The 15,389-nt window shown below is 70.7% G+C and carries 16 protein-coding genes; 8 read left to right on the forward strand and 8 right to left on the reverse strand.

The annotated features are described in order from the left end of the window. Positions 1–47 precede the first annotated feature (47 nt). From EDF53_RS13865 to EDF53_RS13885, 5 genes are all read left to right on the forward strand, one after another. Positions 48–1,367: a magnesium transporter MgtE N-terminal domain-containing protein gene (locus EDF53_RS13865; RefSeq protein ID WP_111084991.1), complete on the forward strand. Its 1,320-nt coding sequence runs from the start codon at positions 48–50 to the stop codon at positions 1,365–1,367. Between the two features lie 52 nt (positions 1,368–1,419). Further along, positions 1,420–1,920 (forward strand): DUF1003 domain-containing protein, encoded by a 501-nt coding sequence (locus tag EDF53_RS13870; RefSeq protein ID WP_123294206.1) that lies wholly within the window; start codon positions 1,420–1,422, stop codon positions 1,918–1,920. After that, positions 1,913–3,073 carry an Mrp/NBP35 family ATP-binding protein gene (locus EDF53_RS13875; RefSeq protein ID WP_123294097.1) on the forward strand — a complete coding sequence of 387 codons (1,161 nt, stop codon included), beginning with the start codon at positions 1,913–1,915 and terminating at the stop codon, positions 3,071–3,073. Before EDF53_RS13870 ends, EDF53_RS13875 begins: the two co-directional genes overlap by 8 nt. A gap of 10 nt (positions 3,074–3,083) precedes the next feature. Then, positions 3,084–3,932, forward strand: a complete 849-nt coding sequence (locus EDF53_RS13880; RefSeq protein ID WP_123294098.1) for a bifunctional 2-polyprenyl-6-hydroxyphenol methylase/3-demethylubiquinol 3-O-methyltransferase UbiG — start codon at positions 3,084–3,086, stop codon at positions 3,930–3,932. Positions 3,933–4,099: 167 nt separating this feature from the next. Next, positions 4,100–5,404 (forward strand): carbohydrate-binding protein, encoded by a 1,305-nt coding sequence (locus EDF53_RS13885; protein ID WP_173169501.1) that lies wholly within the window; start codon positions 4,100–4,102, stop codon positions 5,402–5,404. An 80-nt stretch (positions 5,405–5,484) separates the two neighbouring features. On the opposite strand, the gene EDF53_RS13890 is transcribed toward EDF53_RS13885, so the two are convergent. Further along, positions 5,485–5,859, reverse strand: coding sequence for a twin-arginine translocase TatA/TatE family subunit (locus EDF53_RS13890; RefSeq protein WP_111084987.1), 375 nt, complete (start codon positions 5,857–5,859; stop codon positions 5,485–5,487). Positions 5,860–5,923: 64 nt separating this feature from the next. Between EDF53_RS13890 and EDF53_RS13895 the strand changes: the two genes are divergently transcribed. Beyond that, entirely contained in the window at positions 5,924–6,556 is a 633-nt protein-coding gene (locus EDF53_RS13895; protein WP_123294100.1) for an O-methyltransferase, read from the forward strand. Positions 6,557–6,572: 16 nt separating this feature from the next. Here the strand turns inward: EDF53_RS13895 and EDF53_RS13900 are convergent, their stop codons facing one another. Next, a complete protein-coding gene (locus EDF53_RS13900; protein ID WP_123294101.1) occupies positions 6,573–7,301 on the reverse strand; it encodes an AAA family ATPase in 729 nt (242 codons plus the stop codon). Positions 7,302–7,428: 127 nt separating this feature from the next. Beyond that, a complete protein-coding gene (locus EDF53_RS13905; RefSeq protein ID WP_017887054.1) occupies positions 7,429–7,599 on the reverse strand; it encodes a DUF3117 domain-containing protein in 171 nt (56 codons plus the stop codon). 127 nt (positions 7,600–7,726) lie between these two features. Here EDF53_RS13905 and EDF53_RS13910 point away from each other — a divergent pair, with 127 nt between their 5' ends. Then, positions 7,727–8,962, forward strand: a complete 1,236-nt coding sequence (locus EDF53_RS13910) for an AI-2E family transporter (RefSeq protein ID WP_260215731.1) — start codon at positions 7,727–7,729, stop codon at positions 8,960–8,962. Here the strand turns inward: EDF53_RS13910 and EDF53_RS13915 are convergent. Continuing rightward, the gene (locus tag EDF53_RS13915) at positions 8,941–10,185 is read right to left on the reverse strand and encodes a hypothetical protein (RefSeq protein ID WP_123294102.1); all 1,245 of its coding nucleotides are present in this window, start codon (positions 10,183–10,185) and stop codon (positions 8,941–8,943) included. The genes EDF53_RS13910 and EDF53_RS13915 overlap by 22 nt on opposite strands. Continuing rightward, positions 10,170–11,252, reverse strand: coding sequence for a succinyl-diaminopimelate desuccinylase (gene dapE, locus EDF53_RS13920; protein ID WP_123294103.1), 1,083 nt, complete (start codon positions 11,250–11,252; stop codon positions 10,170–10,172). Before dapE ends, EDF53_RS13915 begins: the two co-directional genes overlap by 16 nt. Before the next feature lie 131 nt (positions 11,253–11,383). Between dapE and dapD the strand changes: the two genes are divergently transcribed. Further along, a complete protein-coding gene (gene dapD / locus EDF53_RS13925) occupies positions 11,384–12,370 on the forward strand; it encodes a 2,3,4,5-tetrahydropyridine-2,6-dicarboxylate N-succinyltransferase (RefSeq protein WP_123294104.1) in 987 nt (328 codons plus the stop codon). A gap of 76 nt (positions 12,371–12,446) precedes the next feature. Here the strand turns inward: dapD and EDF53_RS13930 are convergent, their stop codons facing one another. The 3 genes from EDF53_RS13930 to fdxA all read right to left on the reverse strand — a co-directional run bounded on the left by EDF53_RS13930 (position 12,447) and on the right by fdxA (position 15,379). After that, complete coding sequence (locus EDF53_RS13930; protein ID WP_123294208.1) at positions 12,447–13,745, reverse strand: citrate synthase; 1,299 nt, start codon at positions 13,743–13,745, stop codon at positions 12,447–12,449. Positions 13,746–13,929: 184 nt separating this feature from the next. Beyond that, the gene (gene dapC / locus EDF53_RS13935; protein ID WP_123294105.1) at positions 13,930–15,048 is read right to left on the reverse strand and encodes a succinyldiaminopimelate transaminase; all 1,119 of its coding nucleotides are present in this window, start codon (positions 15,046–15,048) and stop codon (positions 13,930–13,932) included. 13 nt (positions 15,049–15,061) lie between these two features. Then, positions 15,062–15,379 carry a ferredoxin gene (gene fdxA / locus EDF53_RS13940; RefSeq protein WP_069711637.1) on the reverse strand — a complete coding sequence of 106 codons (318 nt, stop codon included), beginning with the start codon at positions 15,377–15,379 and terminating at the stop codon, positions 15,062–15,064. Positions 15,380–15,389 lie beyond the last annotated feature (10 nt).

Raw genomic sequence — 15,389 nt, forward strand, 5'->3', positions numbered from 1 at the left:
TGCACCGCCGGGGAAGCGCCAGCACGCAACCGACTACGCTGGGTCGGGTGAGCGCCACGAAGGTCTTCGTCGCCCGCCTCGCCGGGTGCTCCGTCTTCGACCCCGCGGGCGACCGCGTGGGCAAGGTCCGGGACGTCCTGGTGGTCTACCGCCGGGCCGATCCCCCGCACGTCGTGGGGTTGATCGTCGAGGTGCCGGGCAAGCGCCGCATCTTCGTCAGCGTCGGCCGCATCACCTCGATCGGTGCCGGCCAGGTCATCACCACCGGGCTCGTCAACATGCGCCGCTTCGAGCAGCGCGGCGGCGAGGTCCGGGTGATCGCCGAGATGCTCGGTCGCAAGGTGCTCATCAAGAACCAGCGCATCCGCGCCACCATCGAGGACGTCGCGATCGAGGACCGCGGGCAGGGCGACTGGGAGGTCGCACAGCTCTTCCTCCGCAAGCCGAAGACCACCCCGTCGCCGTTCGGCAAGGGCCCGACGACGTTCGCGACGTGGAACGAGGTCACTGAGGACGAGCTCCCCGGCGAGGCCCAGTCCGCCGAGCACGTCATCGCCGCGTACTCCGACCTGGTGCCCGCCGACCTGGCGAGCACGCTGCTCGACCTGCCGGAGGAACGCCGGTTCGAGGTCGCCGAGGAGCTCCCCGACGACCGGCTGGCCGACGTGCTCGAGGAGATGCCCGACCAGGAGCGCGTCGAGATCCTGTCGCGGCTCGAGGACTCCCGCGCGGCCGACGTCCTCGACCAGATGCAGCCGGACGACGCCGCCGACGTGCTCGCGCAGTTCTCCGACGAACGGAGCGAGGCGCTCCTGCAGCTCATGGAGCCGGAGGAGGCGCAGGACGTCCGCATGCTCCTGGAGTACGAGCCGGACACCGCCGGTGGTCTGATGACCACCGAGCCCGTCATCGTCTCCGCCGACGCGACCGTCGCCGAGGGGCTCGCACTCGTCCGCCGACACGACCTCGCCCCGGTGCTCGGCGCCGCGGTGTGCGTCACGCTGCCGCCGTACGAGCCGCCGACCGGTCGGTTCCTCGGGCTGGTGCACTTCCAGCGCATGCTCCGCTACCCGCCGAACGAACGGCTCGGCACGCTCATCGACCAGCAGACCGAGCCGGTCCGGGTCGACGCGAGCGCCGCCGAGGTCACCCGCGTGATGGCGACCTACAACCTGCTGTCCGTCCCCGTGGTCGACGACGCCCACCGCCTCGTCGGGGTGGTGACGATCGACGATGTCCTCGACCACGTCCTGCCGGACGACTGGCGAAGTCAGGGCGAGGGGGAACCCTCACCGCTTCCACGCCAACGCCCGCGCAAGACACCCGTGACGACGGGAAGGAGGACCACCCGTGGCCCGAACGGATGAGAACCGTCGTGATCGCGAGCGCTCCGACGTCCGCCTCGACTCCCCCAAGGGCATGCGCACGCGCGTGCTCCCGACCCGCCGTCGTGGCGGACGCGGTGACACGTTCGGTCGCGCGACCGAGGGCATCGCACGGGGCATGGGCACGCCGTGGTTCCTCATCGGCCTCACCCTGTTCTGTGTGGTCTGGATGGGTTACAACACCCTCGCGCCGAAGCCGTGGCAGTTCGACTCCGCCGCGATCGGCTTCACCGCGCTGACCCTGGTGCTGTCGCTGCAGGCCTCGTACGCCGCCCCGCTCATCCTGCTCGCGCAGAACCGGCAGGACGACCGCGACCGCGTGCAGTTCGAACAGGACCGGCAGCGTGCGGAGCGCAACCTGGCGGACACCGAGTACCTGGCGCGCGAGGTCGTCGCGCTCCGGCTGGCGATGCGCGACATGGCGTCGAAGGACTTCATCCGTGCCGAGTTGCGGTCGCTGCTCGAGGAACTCGACCGGCGCGACGCCGACGACGCCGGCTACGCGAGCGAGCCCGGCAGCTCCACCCGTGGCTGACGCGGCTCCCGCCGACGAGCAGCTGGGCACGGCGGTCCTCGCCGCGCTCGGCCGCGTGATCGACCCCGAGATCCGTCGGCCCGTCACGGAACTCGACATGATCCGTGGTGTCGACGTGCAGCCGGGAGGCGCGGTGCGCGTCGACCTGCAGCTCACGATCGTGGGGTGCCCCGCCGCCGACACCATCGAGCGCGACGTGCGCGTCGCCGCCGGTTCCGTGGACGGGGTGTCGTCGGTCGACGTCGACGTGTCGGTGATGGCCCCCGCGACGCGTGCCGCGCTGACCGAACGCCTGCGGGCCGGCCGGCCGAACGGCATCCAGTTCACGGCGGACTCGCTCACCCGGGTGATCGCCGTCACGAGCGGCAAGGGTGGTGTCGGCAAGTCGACGGTCACCGCCAACCTCGCCGTCGCGCTCGCCCGCCGGGGCCTGCGGGTCGGGATCGTCGACGTCGACGTGCACGGCTTCAGCATCCCCGGGCTGATGGGCCTGACCGACGAGCACGGCGTCGCGCCGCGTCCGACCCGGGTGGACAGCATGATCCTGCCGCCCGTCGCCCACGACGTGAAGGTCGTGTCGATCGGGATGTTCGTCGACGACGCCTCCACCGCGGTGTCCTGGCGTGGCCCGATGCTGCACCGCACCGTGAACCAGTTCCTGACCGACGTGTTCTTCGGCGACCTGGACGTGCTCCTGCTCGACCTGCCGCCCGGTACCGGCGACGTCGCGATCTCGGTCGGCCAGCTCCTCCCGCACGCCGAGGTCCTCGTCGTCACCACGCCCCAGGCCGCCGCGGCCGACGTCGCCGAGCGCAGCGGGATCGTCGCACGCCAGACGGGCCAGCGGGTGATCGGGGTCATCGAGAACATGGCCGGGCTCGTGCAGCCCGACGGCTCGGTCCTGCACCTGTTCGGCGAGGGCGGTGGCGCCGAGACCGCCGCACGGCTGTCCCGCGGGCAGGACGCCCCCGTGCCGGTGCTCGGCAGCGTGCCGCTGTCCGTGCCGCTCCGTGAGGGCGGGGACACCGGCCTGCCGGTCGTGCTCGGCGCGCCGGAGGACCCCGCGGCAGTCGCCCTCGCCGCGATCGCCGACGGCATCACGACGATGGGGCGCGGACTGGCCGGACGGAAGCTGGGTCTGTCGCTGTCCTAGGCTCGTCAGCATGAGCATGGATCACGTCAGCGTCGACTGGGACCGCGCCCGCGACACGAACCGGGCGAACTGGGACGACCGGGTGCCGATCCACGAGGGCGCCTACGCCGTCGACGAGCTGTCCGACCCGGCGCACCGCTCGGACGTCGTGCGCGACGACCTGCCGGCCCTGACGCCGTGGCTGCCGGACGGCTCGCTCGCCGGCCTCGACGTCTGCCACCTGCAGTGCCACATCGGCACCGACACCGTGTCGCTCGCCCGCGAGGGAGCCCGGCTCACCGGCGTCGACTTCTCCCCCGCGGCGCTCGCCTCCGCCGCCGGCCTCGCGACGCGGCTCGGCATCGACGTCACCTGGGTGGAGACCGACGTGCTCGACGCCCGCGCTGCCGTCTCCGGCGACTTCGACGTCGTCTACACGAGCATCGGCACGATCTGCTGGCTCCCCGACCTCGACCGCTGGGCCGCACAGGTCGCCGGCTTGCTGCGCCCGGGCGGGGTGTTCTTCATCCGCGACGGCCACCCCGCGCTCTACGGCCTCGACGAGACCGCCGACGAGCTCGTCACCCGGTACCGGTACTTCCCGGACGGCACCGCGCAGCAGTGGGACGACGCCGGCACCTACGCCGGCGACGGCACCGTGGCGAACACCCGCACGTTCGAATGGCCGCATCCGCTGTCCGAGATCGTGAACGCGCTGCTCGGCGCCGGACTCCGACTCCGCCGCCTGGACGAGGGGCGCACCCTGCCCTGGCGCTTCAGTCCCCGCATGGAGGACACCGGTGACGGCTCGTGGGCGTGGCCCGACGCTGATCGCGACCGGGTCCCCCTGACGTACACGATCGTCGCCACCCGCGACTGACGACGGGCGCCTGCCATCCGCTCGGCGCGCGCCTGTACGTTCGTTCATGGACAGGTCGTTCCACCCCGGAGCATTATGCAAGGGCATTGCACAATGCCCTTGCGGAATGTGACCGCCTGGGCTCCACCCGCCGAACGACGACGTCCGGCCGAGGACAGGAGAACCGTGTGAACCAGAACACCCGAGTACGGATCGGCCTCGTGGCCACCGTCGCCGCAGTGATCGCCGGCGGATCCCTCGCCGCAGCACCGGCCATCGCCGCGACACCGTCGTGCGCGACCGCGTGGACCGCCGGCACCGCGTACTCCGGCGGTGCCACCGTCAGCGAGAACGGATCGAACTACACCGCGAACTGGTGGACGCAGGGCGACGACCCCGCGACGCACGCCGGGGCGACGGGCAGCGGCCAGCCGTGGACGTCGACCGGCGCCTGCTCCGGCACGGGCACGGGCACGGGCACGGGCGGCGGGACCACTCCTCCCGGCGGGGGGACGACGACCCCCGGCACGGGCGGGAGCGGCGGCACGGCCAGCGGACTGGTGTTCAGCCCGTACAAGGACATCACCGTGAACCTCGACTGGAACACGAACGTCATGAACACCGCGGTCACCGGGACGCGGATCCCGGTGGTCGGCTCGAGCAACAGCCTGGTGTCGACCCGGGAGCCCGGCCTCAAGGCGATCACCCTCGCCTTCGCGACCGGCACGTGTGGCAGCGAGAACTGGGGTGGCGTCGCGGCGGATGCCTTCGCGAACGCCAACATCCCGAAGCTCGACGCCGCCGGGGTGGACTACATCGTCAGCACCGGTGGAGCCGCCGGTTCGTTCAAGTGCTCGGGCACCGCACTGCAGTCGTTCATCGCCCGGTACGCGACCCCGCACATGATCGGCGTCGACTTCGACATCGAGAGCGGTCAGTCGGCCGCCGACGTGCAGAACCTCGTGAGCGCCGCAGCCCTCGCCCAGGCGAAGTACCCGGGCATGCGCTTCTCGTTCACGCTCGCGACCCTGGCCGCCAGCGACGGCTCGTACGGCGGGCTGAACAGCACCGGCGACGCCACCGTGAAGGCGATCAAGGCGTCGACCCTGACGAACTACACGATCAACCTCATGACGATGGACTTCGGCCGCGCGACCACGGCGAACTGCGTGCTCTCCGGCTCCACCTGCCAGATGGGCAAGTCCTCGATCCAGGCCGTCACGAACCTGCAGCACACGTACGGCATCGCGTCGTCGAAGATCGAGGTCACCCCGATGATCGGCGTCAACGACACCACCGACGAGGTCTTCACCCTCGCCGACGTCGACACCCTGTCCGCCTACGCGAAGGCGAACGGCCTCGCCGGGATCCACTACTGGTCGCTCGACCGGGACACGCCCTGCGCCTCGACGACGGCGTCGTCCACCTGCAGCTCCGTCCCGAGCGCACCGGCACTCGCCTGGACGGATCGCTTCCTCGCCGACCTGAAGTAGTCGTCACCACACCGAAGACGGGAGGCCCGGTGCCAGCTGGCACCGGGCCTCCCGTCCGTCTCGTGGTCACGTGACGGGCGTCAGGTCGCTTCCGCGTCGAACGGTGGCGCTTCTCCCGCGGCCAGCGGCACGACGGGAGCCGTCGCGCGCACCTTGGAGGCGGTCACCTGCGCGGTCTGGACCGCGGCGGCGCTGCTGGCGCTGCCGGAGTCGAGGAGCGCATCGCGGATGATCCGGCGGGGGTCGTACTGTCGCGGGTCGAGCTTCTGCCACTCGATGTCGTCGAACTCCGGGCCCATCTCGTCGCGCATCCGCTCCTTCGCGGTGTCGGCGAACCGGCGGACGGCCTTCACGAACTCGGCCAACTTCTGGGCGTACATCGGCAGGCGCTGCGGCCCGAGCAAGAGCACGGCAATGATCCCGATGATCAGGATCTTGTCGAGCGGGATGTTCACGTGAGCGAGCCTAACCCGTACGGCTCCGATGCACCCCTAGAGTTGTCAACCGAACGGAGTGTGCGTGTCAGAGAAAGAGTCGAACTGGAAGTTCGCCGAGGACATCGTCTCGGAGTCCGAGGCGATCGCCCGCGCTCGTGAGCACTCCCTGGAGCTCGGTGTCGAGGCGATCTCGCCCGCGATCGGCGCGCAGATCGGCGTCATCGCCGCAGCCTCCCGAGCCACGAGCATCATCGAGATCGGGACGGGCCTGGGAGTCTCCGGGCTGTACCTGCTCGGCGGCGCGCCGGACGCGACCCTGACCACGATCGACGTGGAGGTCGACCACCAGCAGTTCGCCCGCGACGCCTACATCAGCGCCGGCACCGCCCCCGCTCGGATCCGGCTCATCCCGGGCCGCGCGAACCAGGTGCTCCCCCGGATGAACGAGGCGTCGTACGACGTCGTCCTGGTCGATGCCGACCCCGAGCACGTCATCGAGTACGTCGAGCACGGGCTGCGGCTCGCGCGCCTCGGCGGGACCGTCCTGGTGCCGCACGCGCTGTGGCGCGGACGCGTGGCCGACCCGGTCAAGCGCGACCGGGCGACGACCGACTTCCGGCTGCTGCTCACCGAGGTGTCGACGTCGGGGGCGGTGCGCAGTGCGCTCTCGCCGGCTGGTGACGGGCTGCTGCAGTTGACGAAGGTCACCGCGTAGCAGCCGTCCCCACCGGTCACTCGAGGTGCCGCAGGTACCGCTCCGGGGACTCGAGGAACGACCGCTGGTTGCGCACCAGGTCGAGGTCCTCCCACTCGGTGCGCCGGAACCCCCACTCGCCGACCTCGTGGATCGTCGCGCCGGGGAACGCCGCCAGGACCGGTGAGTGCGTCGAGAGCACGACCTGCCCGACCCCGCTGTCGACGATCGACCGCAGCAACGCGATGAGCGTCAGGCACCCGGAGAAGGACAGCGCCGACTCCGGTTCGTCGAGGATCCAGAGCCCCGGCCACTGCGCGCGGTCGATGACGAAGTCGAGGAACGACTCACCGTGGCTGCGCTCGTGGAACACCGGCTCGGGGCGGGAGTGGTTGGGGTGGTCCTCGAGGTAGGTGAAGAAGCCGTGCATGGTCTCGGCACGCAGGAAGAACCCACCGCGGGGCGCACCGAAGTCACGGCGGAGGACGATGTGCTGCCACAGCGACGACTCGGACGGACGCGTCGAGTGGTTCGCCAGGGTGGAGCCGCCCTCTGGTGACATGCCGAACCGGAGCGCGATCGCCTCGATCAAGGTGGACTTGCCGACACCGTTGTCACCGACGAACACCGTCACCGGGTCGAGGTCGAGCCCCTCGTCGAGCAGCTGCCGCACCGGGGGCAGCGTCGCCGGCCAGACGTCCCGCGGCATCGGGTCCGGGTCGCGGTACTCCTCGACGCGGCGGATCGGCATGTGGGTCCTCGGCACGAGGCCATCCTGCCGGACCCGACCGACAGCGCGACGGGCGCGCACGCCGACGGCGCGGCGCCCCGGACGCAGACGACGGGCCCGGCGCGTACACGCTCCGGACCCGTCGTTCTGGTGCTTTCGACTACTAGGCCGAGACGACCTCAGCGAGTGCGTCATGGAGTTCCTTGGCCTCGGCATCGTTGACCGAGACGACCAGGCGGCCTCCTCCTTCGAGCGGAACCCGCACGATGATGAGTCGACCCTCCTTAACAGCCTCCATCGGCCCGTCACCGGTCCTCGGCTTCATGGCTGCCATCAGATGTCCCCTTTCGTGCAGTACATGCCCGCTCATTATCTCGTATTGATGGGGCAACTGCGAAACCGCCCAGGTTGGGGGTGTCGGATCGGCGGTTCTTCGCGGGTTCCGTTCGTAACCTTGGCGGATGCCGAACATCCGCTCCATGCGCCGTCAGTCCCCCAGCGGACGTCCCGAGCGGTCCGAGCCGACCGGCAGGTCCGACGACGCAGTGCCCGCTGGCCTGCGGATCGGCGCGGCGTTCACCTGGCGCATCCTCGTCGTCGGTGCCGGCCTCGCCGTCCTGGTGGCGCTGGTCGTGCTGCTGCAGGACATCGTGGTGCCGTTCCTCATCGCGCTGCTGGTCTGCGCGCTCCTCATGCCGATGTCGTCGTTCCTGCAGCGGCACCGGTGGCCGAAGTGGACGGCGGTACTGTCGAGCCTCGTGGCGCTGGTGCTGGCACTCGGTGGGCTGGCGCTGCTCGTCACCGAGCAGGTGCGGTCCGACCTGCCGTCGCTCGAACGCCGGCTCCACCACAGCGTGCAGTCCCTGCGGACCCTGCTCGACAGCGAGCCGTTCGGGATCACAGCGAAGGACGTCGACTCGTGGGTGTCGAACGGCTTCGACTACCTGCAGGAGCACGCCTCGACGATCCTGTCCGGGTTCCAGGCCGCCGGCACCGGCGCCGTGCACGTGCTCGAGGGGCTGTTCATCATCGTGTTCACGACGCTGTTCGTGCTCATCGACGGCCCGCGCATCTGGGGGTGGGTCGTCCGGCTCTTCCCGCGCCGGGCACGTGCTCGCATCGACGTCGCCGGGCACGCCGGCTGGAAGACCCTGACGAGCTTCATCCGCGTCCAGCTGGTCGTCGCCGTCACCGATGCCCTCGGCGTGACCATCGGAGCGCTCGCCCTGCAGATCCCGCTGGCGATCCCGATCGGCGTCATCGTCTTCTTCGGCGCGTTCGTCCCCGTCGTCGGGGCGATCGTCGCCGGTGCGGTCGCGGTGCTCATCGCCCTGGTCTTCAACGGCTGGGTGCCGGCGCTCGTGATGCTCGGCATCGTGGTCGTCGTGCAGCAGCTCGAGAGCCACGTCCTGCACCCGTTCCTGACCGGTACGGCCGTCAAGGTCCACCCGCTCGGAGTCGTCCTCGGGGTGACCGCGGGCACGACGATCGCGGGTGTCGTCGGCGCGTTCTTCGCAGTGCCGTTCATCGCCACCGTCAACGCGATGGTCGTGGCGGCGGCGAACTGGCGGCCGGGTGACCCGGAGCCGATGTCAGCGACGGTGCCGAAGCGCGAGCGGAGCGGTCCCGCCGCACGGCTCCTGGCCCGCGCCCAGGCCCGTGAGCGCCGTGCCGATCACGGCGGGGTCCAGTCGTAGCCGTTGATCCACCAGCAGTAGTACAGCCAGACCCACTGCAGCCCGACGAACGCCACCACGACGGCCACCCGGTACACGCGGGACCGCGGCAGCGCCACGATGCCGAGCAGCGGCGCGATCGGCACCAGGATCCGCCAGGTGCTCGACTGCGGGAAGAACACGGCGAGCAGGTACACGACGTAGGCGATGCCCCAGAGGCGCAGCTCGATCCCGAGCACCCGGGCTGCGGGCATGCAGACGAACGCCACGAATCCGACGACCACGACGGCCAGCAGGACCCCGCCGGCGGGCTGGTGGAACCACCACCCGAAGCCCTGGATCCACGGCGCGAACGGCACGAGCTCCTGCCACCCGACGTAGGACGACCGCCAGGCGAGCTCGGTGTCGGTGTACGCCTTGGGCACCCCGGTGACGGCCCAGGCGATCGCCGGCCACGCCAGGCCGACCAGTCCGGACACGACCGCGACCACGGCGGGCGGCACGAGGCGGCGCAGGGTGAGCGGTTCCGACGACCGCACCCACGCGGGCCGGATCGCCCAGGCGCCGACGAACAGCACGACGAGCAGCGCGAAGGCGAGCCCGGTCGGCCGGGTCATCCCGAGCAGCAGCACGACGGGCAGCATCGTCCACCACCGCCGGTCGACCATGAGCAGCAGCGCGACGAGCAGCAGGAACAGCCCCATCGACTCGGCGTAGGCCACCTGGAACATCGCCGACACGGGCGCGACGCAGAACAGCACCGTGGCGAAGGTCGCCCGCGCCGGGTCGAGGAAGCGCCCCACCAGGCGACGGAACACGAGCGCAGCGCCGAGTCCGGCGAGCAGCGAGACCGCCACCGCGACGAACTCGAACGACGCTCCGGTGAGCAGCATCAGGCCGCGCACCAGGAACGGGTACGCGGGCATGAACGCCCACGCGTTCTCGGTCACGTGCCCCGCGGCGTCCACGGGCAGGGTCGACGGGTAGCCGCCGGTCGCGATGACGCGGTACCAGGCGCCGTCCCAGATGGACGCGAACGACAGGTACGCCGGGTGCTGGACGGTGAACGAGTTCGCCGCCTGCACGCTCGCGAAGGCCTGCATCATCAGTCCGGTGACGAACCGGGCGAGCACGTAGACGACCGTGATGCGGACCCACCACGGCACGACCCGGTAGCGGGCGCGCCAACGGGTGCGTGCAGGGGTCGGCCGGGTGGCCCCGGCCGTCGTCAGGCCGTCAGCCACCGACGGAGGCCGGCCTCGACCGCGGTGATCTGCGCGACCGGGACCTGCTCGTCGTCGTGGTGGGCGAAGACGGGTTCGCCGGGTCCGTAGTTGACCGCGGGCACCCCGAGCGCCGAGAAGCGGGCGACGTCGGTCCAGCCGTACTTCGGGCGGGGCTCCGGGCCACCGACCGCCGACACGAAGTCCTGCGCGAGCGGGGCGTCGAGGCCGGGGCGGGCACCGGCGGCGAGGTCGACGATGGTCACGTCGTAGCCGTCGAAGAGTTCGCGGATGTGCGCCACGGCCTCGTCGGCCGAACGCGACGGCGCGAAGCGGTAGTTCACGTGCACCATCGCCTCGTCCGGGATGATGTTGCCCGCGATGCCGCCGCTGATCCCGACGGCGTTGAGGCCCTCGCGGTACTCGAGCCCGTCGACCGTGACGGTGCGGGGCTCGTAGGCGGCCAGCGTGGCGAGGATCGGTGCCGTCTTGTGGATCGCGTTGTCGCCGATCCAGCTGCGGGCGCTGTGCGAGCGCTTGCCGAACGTGCGGATCTCGGCGCGGAGGTTGCCGTTGCAGCCACCCTCGATCTGCGCGCCGGACGGCTCCCCCAGGATGGCGAAGTCGGCGGCCAGCAGTTCCGGGCGGGTCCGGGCGAGACGACCGAGGCCGTTCAGCAGGTCGCTGACCTCTTCGTGGTCGTACCAGACCCACGTGACGTCGACCGAGGGCTCGACGAGGTCGTACGCGAGCTTGAGCTGCACCGCGCAGCCGGCCTTCATGTCGACGGTGCCGCGACCCCAGAGGATCTCGGTGCCGTCCTCGGCGGTGCGGAACTCGGTCGGCAGGTTGTCGTTGAGCGGCACGGTGTCGATGTGCCCGGCGATCACGACGCGGCGGTCGCGGCCGAGGTTCGTGCGGGCGACGATCGCGTCGCCGTCCCGGATCACCTCGAGGTGCGGCAGCGGTGCGAGCACCGCCTCGATCGCGTCAGCGAGGGCCTGCTCGTTCCCCGACACCGATTCGATGTCGCAGATGGCACGGGTGATGTCGATGGACGAGGCGGTGAGGTCGAGCTGCTCCGGCATGCGGTCACCTTATCTGCCGTCGCTCCCGTCGCGCTGGCCCACGGCACGGCGGCCGGGAGGCACGGTGCGGTTCCGCAGCGTCCGTCCGGTCGGTCCGGTGCTCCCGTCCAGTGCGTCGGTACCCTGGTGCGGTGACCGACACGACCGCTGCCACCGACCCGACCGCCACCGCCGACCGCCCGACGCACGCCTGGGGCCACGGCCTCGCGACGATCGCCGCCGACGGCACGACGCTCGACACCTGGTACCCGGAGACCCACCTCGGCCCGCTGCCGACCAACGCGGTGTTCCCGGCAGCACTGCAGGCGCACGTCGGCGACGACACCCGCCGCGAGGTCCGGATCGAGGCCGTCACCACCGAGGTCACCATCGACGCCGCCCCGACCAGCACCGAGGACGCGTACCTGCGTCTGCACCTGCTGAGCCACCTGCACGTGCGTCCGAACACCATCAACCTCGACGGTGTCTTCGGGTACCTCCCGATCGTCGCGTGGACGAACGCGGGGCCGGTCCACCCGGAGTCCCTGACCCGCCTGCGCCCGTCGCTGCAGCGCGCGGGCATCGCCGTGCACGCCATCGACAAGTTCCCCCGTCTGGTCGACTACGTCGTGCCGGACCGCGTCCGCATCGGTGACGCCAACCGCGTCCGTCTCGGGGCGCACCTGGCGCCGGGCACGACCGTCATGCACGAGGGCTTCGTGAACTTCAACGCCGGCACCCTCGGCGACGCCATGATCGAGGGCCGTGTCTCGCAGGGCGTCGTCGTCGGCAACGGCACCGACATCGGCGGCGGGGCGTCCATCATGGGCACGCTCTCCGGCGGCGGCACGCACCGGGTCTCCCTGGGCGAGCGCGCGCTGCTCGGTGCGAACGCGGGCCTCGGCATCTCCCTCGGCGACGACTCCGTCATCGAGGCCGGCCTGTACGTCACAGCCGGCACGAAGGTCGTCCTGGTCGGCGCCGCACCGAACCCGGACGGCACGCCGAAGACCGTCAAGGCCGCCGAGCTGTCCGGTACCCCGAACGTCCTGTTCCGCCGCAACAGCGTCAGCGGCGCCGTCGAGGCGCTGCAGCGCAAGGGCGAGGGCATCCAGCTCAACACCGCGCTCCACGCGTAGGCCTGGCCCCGCGAAAGCGACAGAGTCTTGCGAACTGTTCGCGGGACTCTGTCGCTTTCGCGGGTGAGAACGCGCGTCAGCGCGCGGGGAGGTCCCGCTTCGGCGCACCCACGTAGAGCTGCTGCGGGCGACCGATCTTGTTGAGCGGGTCGTTGTTCAGCTCGCGCCACTGCGCGATCCAGCCGGGCAGGCGGCCGATCGCGAACAGCACCGTGAACATGCGCGGCGGGAAGCCCATCGCCTTGTAGATGATGCCGGTGTAGAAGTCGACGTTCGGGTACAGCTTGCGGTCGATGAAGTACTGGTCGCTCAGCGCGATCTGCTCGAGCTCCTTCGCGATGTCGAGCAGGTCGTCCTGCACGCCGAGGGACTCGAGTACCTCGTCCGCCGACTCCTTGACGAGCTTCGCGCGGGGGTCGTAGTTCTTGTAGACGCGGTGTCCGAAGCCCATGAGCTTCACGCCGCGCTCCTTGTTCTTCACCCGCTCGACGAAGCGCTGCACCGGCTCGCCGGAGTCCTTGATCTGCTGCAGCATCTCGAGCACGGCCTCGTTCGCGCCGCCGTGCAGCGGCCCGTACAGGGCGTTGATGCCGGCCGAGATCGACGCGAACATGTTCGCCTTCGTCGAGCCGACCAGGCGGACCGTCGCGGTGGAGGCGTTCTGCTCGTGGTCCTCGTGCAGGATGAGGAGCCGGTCGAGGGCCTTCGACAGCACCGGGTTCGGCTGGTAGGTCTCGGCCATGGTGCCGAAGTTCAGGCGCAGGAAGTTGTCGACGAACGACAGCCCGTTGTCCGGGTACAGGAACGCCTGCCCGATGGACTTCTTGTGCGCGTACGCGGCGATGACCGGCAGCTTGGCGAGCAGCCGCACGGTCTGCAGCTCGACCTTCTCCGGGTCGTCGACGTCCATGTCGTCCTCGTAGTACGTCGACAGGGCACTGACGGCGCTGGACAGCACGGACATCGGGTGCGCGGAGTGCGGGAGCGCGTCGAACAGGCGCCGGAGGTCCTCGTGCAGCAGGGTGTGCCGACGGATGCGGGCATCGAAGTCGGCGAGTTCGGACTCGTCGGGCAGCTCGCCGTAGATCAGGAGCCACGCGACCTCGAGGAAGGTGCAGTTCGACGCGACCTGGTCGATCGGGTACCCGCGGTACCGCAGGATGCCCTCGTCGCCGTCGATGTAGGTGATCGCGCTCTTGGTCGACCCGGTGTTCACGAACCCGTAGTCGAGCGTGTTCATCCCGGTCTGCTTCTTGAACGTCGAGATGTCTATCGTGGACGCGCCGTCGACGCTCGGCAGGATCGGGAACTCCGCGCTGCCGCCCGGGTACGTCAGCGTCGCGGTCTCGCCCGTCTGTTCGGCGGCGGGACTCACGGGCACGGGCGTCGTGGGCGGTGTGGCCGTCTTCTGAGCGTCGTTGGCAGTGTCAGTCACGTTGACAGCCTAATCGCGGCGTCTGTCGCTCGTGCACACATCGATGGTCACGACTTGGTGGGAACCCCCGGTTGCGCTCCGGGCGGAATGCACGATCCGGCCGGTCGCGGGGTCCGTCCCCGCGCTACGCGGTGCCGAGCCGACGGCTGCTGGCCAGCCGCTGGGCCGCCGCGGCGATGCGCTCGTCGGTCGCGGTGAGGGCCACCCGGACGTGCTCCCCGCCCGCCGTGCCGTAGAACGTGCCCGGTGCGACGAGGATCCCGCGGTCGGCCAACCACGACACCGTGTCGAGCGCGGGCTCACCGCGGGTCGCCCAGAGGTACAGGCCGGCCTCGCTGTGGTCGATGCGGAAGCCGGCGTCCTCGAGTGCCCGTCGGAGCATGTTCCGGCGCGCCCGGTAGCGGGCCTTCTGCTGTTGCACGTGGGTCTGGTCCGCGAGTGCGACGATCATCGCTTCCTGCACCGGCAGTGGCGGCATCAGCCCCGCGTGCTTCCGGACCGCGAGCACGTCGGCGAGGATCCGGGCGTCACCGGCGACGAACGCCGCACGGTACCCAGCGAGGTTCGACTGCTTCGACAGCGAGTACACGCTGAGCACGCCGTCGACCGAGTCGCCGACGACGCTGGGGTCGAGGATCGTGGGGGTCGGGGTGGTCGCGTACTGCGGGTCCCAGCCGAGCTCGGCGTAGCACTCGTCACCGACGATGACGGCACCGAGTTCGCGGGCGCGGTCGACCGCGACGCGCAGGTCGTCGATCGAGAGCACGCGGCCGTCGGGGTTGCCGGGCGAGTTCAGCCACACCAGCTTCGTCGTCGCCGGCCACGCCGCCGGGTCGTCCGATGCGAGGGCGTCCGCACCGACCAGGGCCGCGCCGAGCTCGTAGGTGGGGTACGCAGCGGCGGGGAACACCACGGTGTCGCCGGCGCCGATGCCGAGCCAGAGCGCCAGGCCGGCGATGAACTCCTTCGACCCGATCGTCGGCAGCGTGTGCGCCTCGGTCAGCTGCACCCCGTGCCGGCGGCCGTACCAGTCGGCGATGGCCTGCCGCAGCGCCGGGGTGCCGGCGACCTGCGGGTAGGCGTGCGCGTCGGTGGCGTCGGCGAGAGCACGCCGGACGACCTCGGGGGTGGGGTCGACGGGCGAGCCGACGCTCAGGTCGACGATGCCGCCCTCGTACCCGGCCGCGCGCTGCTTGAACGGGACGAGCTGGTCCCAGGGGAAGTCGGGCAGGTCGAGCGCCACGTGCGTGTCCGGCTCAGCCGCGGGGCGGTTCGGCCATGACGACCGGGTGGTCCTTGTGGATCACACCGACCTTCGCGGCGCCACCGGGCGAGCCGACTTCCTGGAAGAACTCGACGTTGGCCTTGTAGTAGTCGGCCCACTCGTCGGGCAGGTCGTCCTCGTAGTAGATGGCCTCGACCGGGCACACCGGCTCGCACGCACCGCAGTCGACGCACTCGTCGGGGTGGATGTACAGCGAGCGGTCGCCCTCGTAGATGCAGTCGACGGGGCATTCGTCGATGCAGGCACGGTCCTTGACGTCGACACAGGGCTGGGCGATCACGTAGGTCACGGTTCGGGTG

Source organism: Curtobacterium sp. PhB78 (assembly GCF_003751685.1).
Classification (GTDB): domain Bacteria; phylum Actinomycetota; class Actinomycetes; order Actinomycetales; family Microbacteriaceae; genus Curtobacterium.

Coding starts and splice junctions, on each gene's coding strand:
- EDF53_RS13880 (WP_123294098.1), top strand. CDS start 3,084: ATGAGCATGGATCACGTCAGCGTCGACTGGGACCGCGCCCGCGACACG.
- dapE (WP_123294103.1), bottom strand. CDS start 11,252: ATGCCGGAGCAGCTCGACCTCACCGCCTCGTCCATCGACATCACCCGT.
- EDF53_RS13905 (WP_017887054.1), bottom strand. CDS start 7,599: ATGGCAGCCATGAAGCCGAGGACCGGTGACGGGCCGATGGAGGCTGTT.
- EDF53_RS13870 (WP_123294206.1), top strand. CDS start 1,420: ATGCGCACGCGCGTGCTCCCGACCCGCCGTCGTGGCGGACGCGGTGAC.
- EDF53_RS13910 (WP_260215731.1), top strand. CDS start 7,727: ATGCCGAACATCCGCTCCATGCGCCGTCAGTCCCCCAGCGGACGTCCC.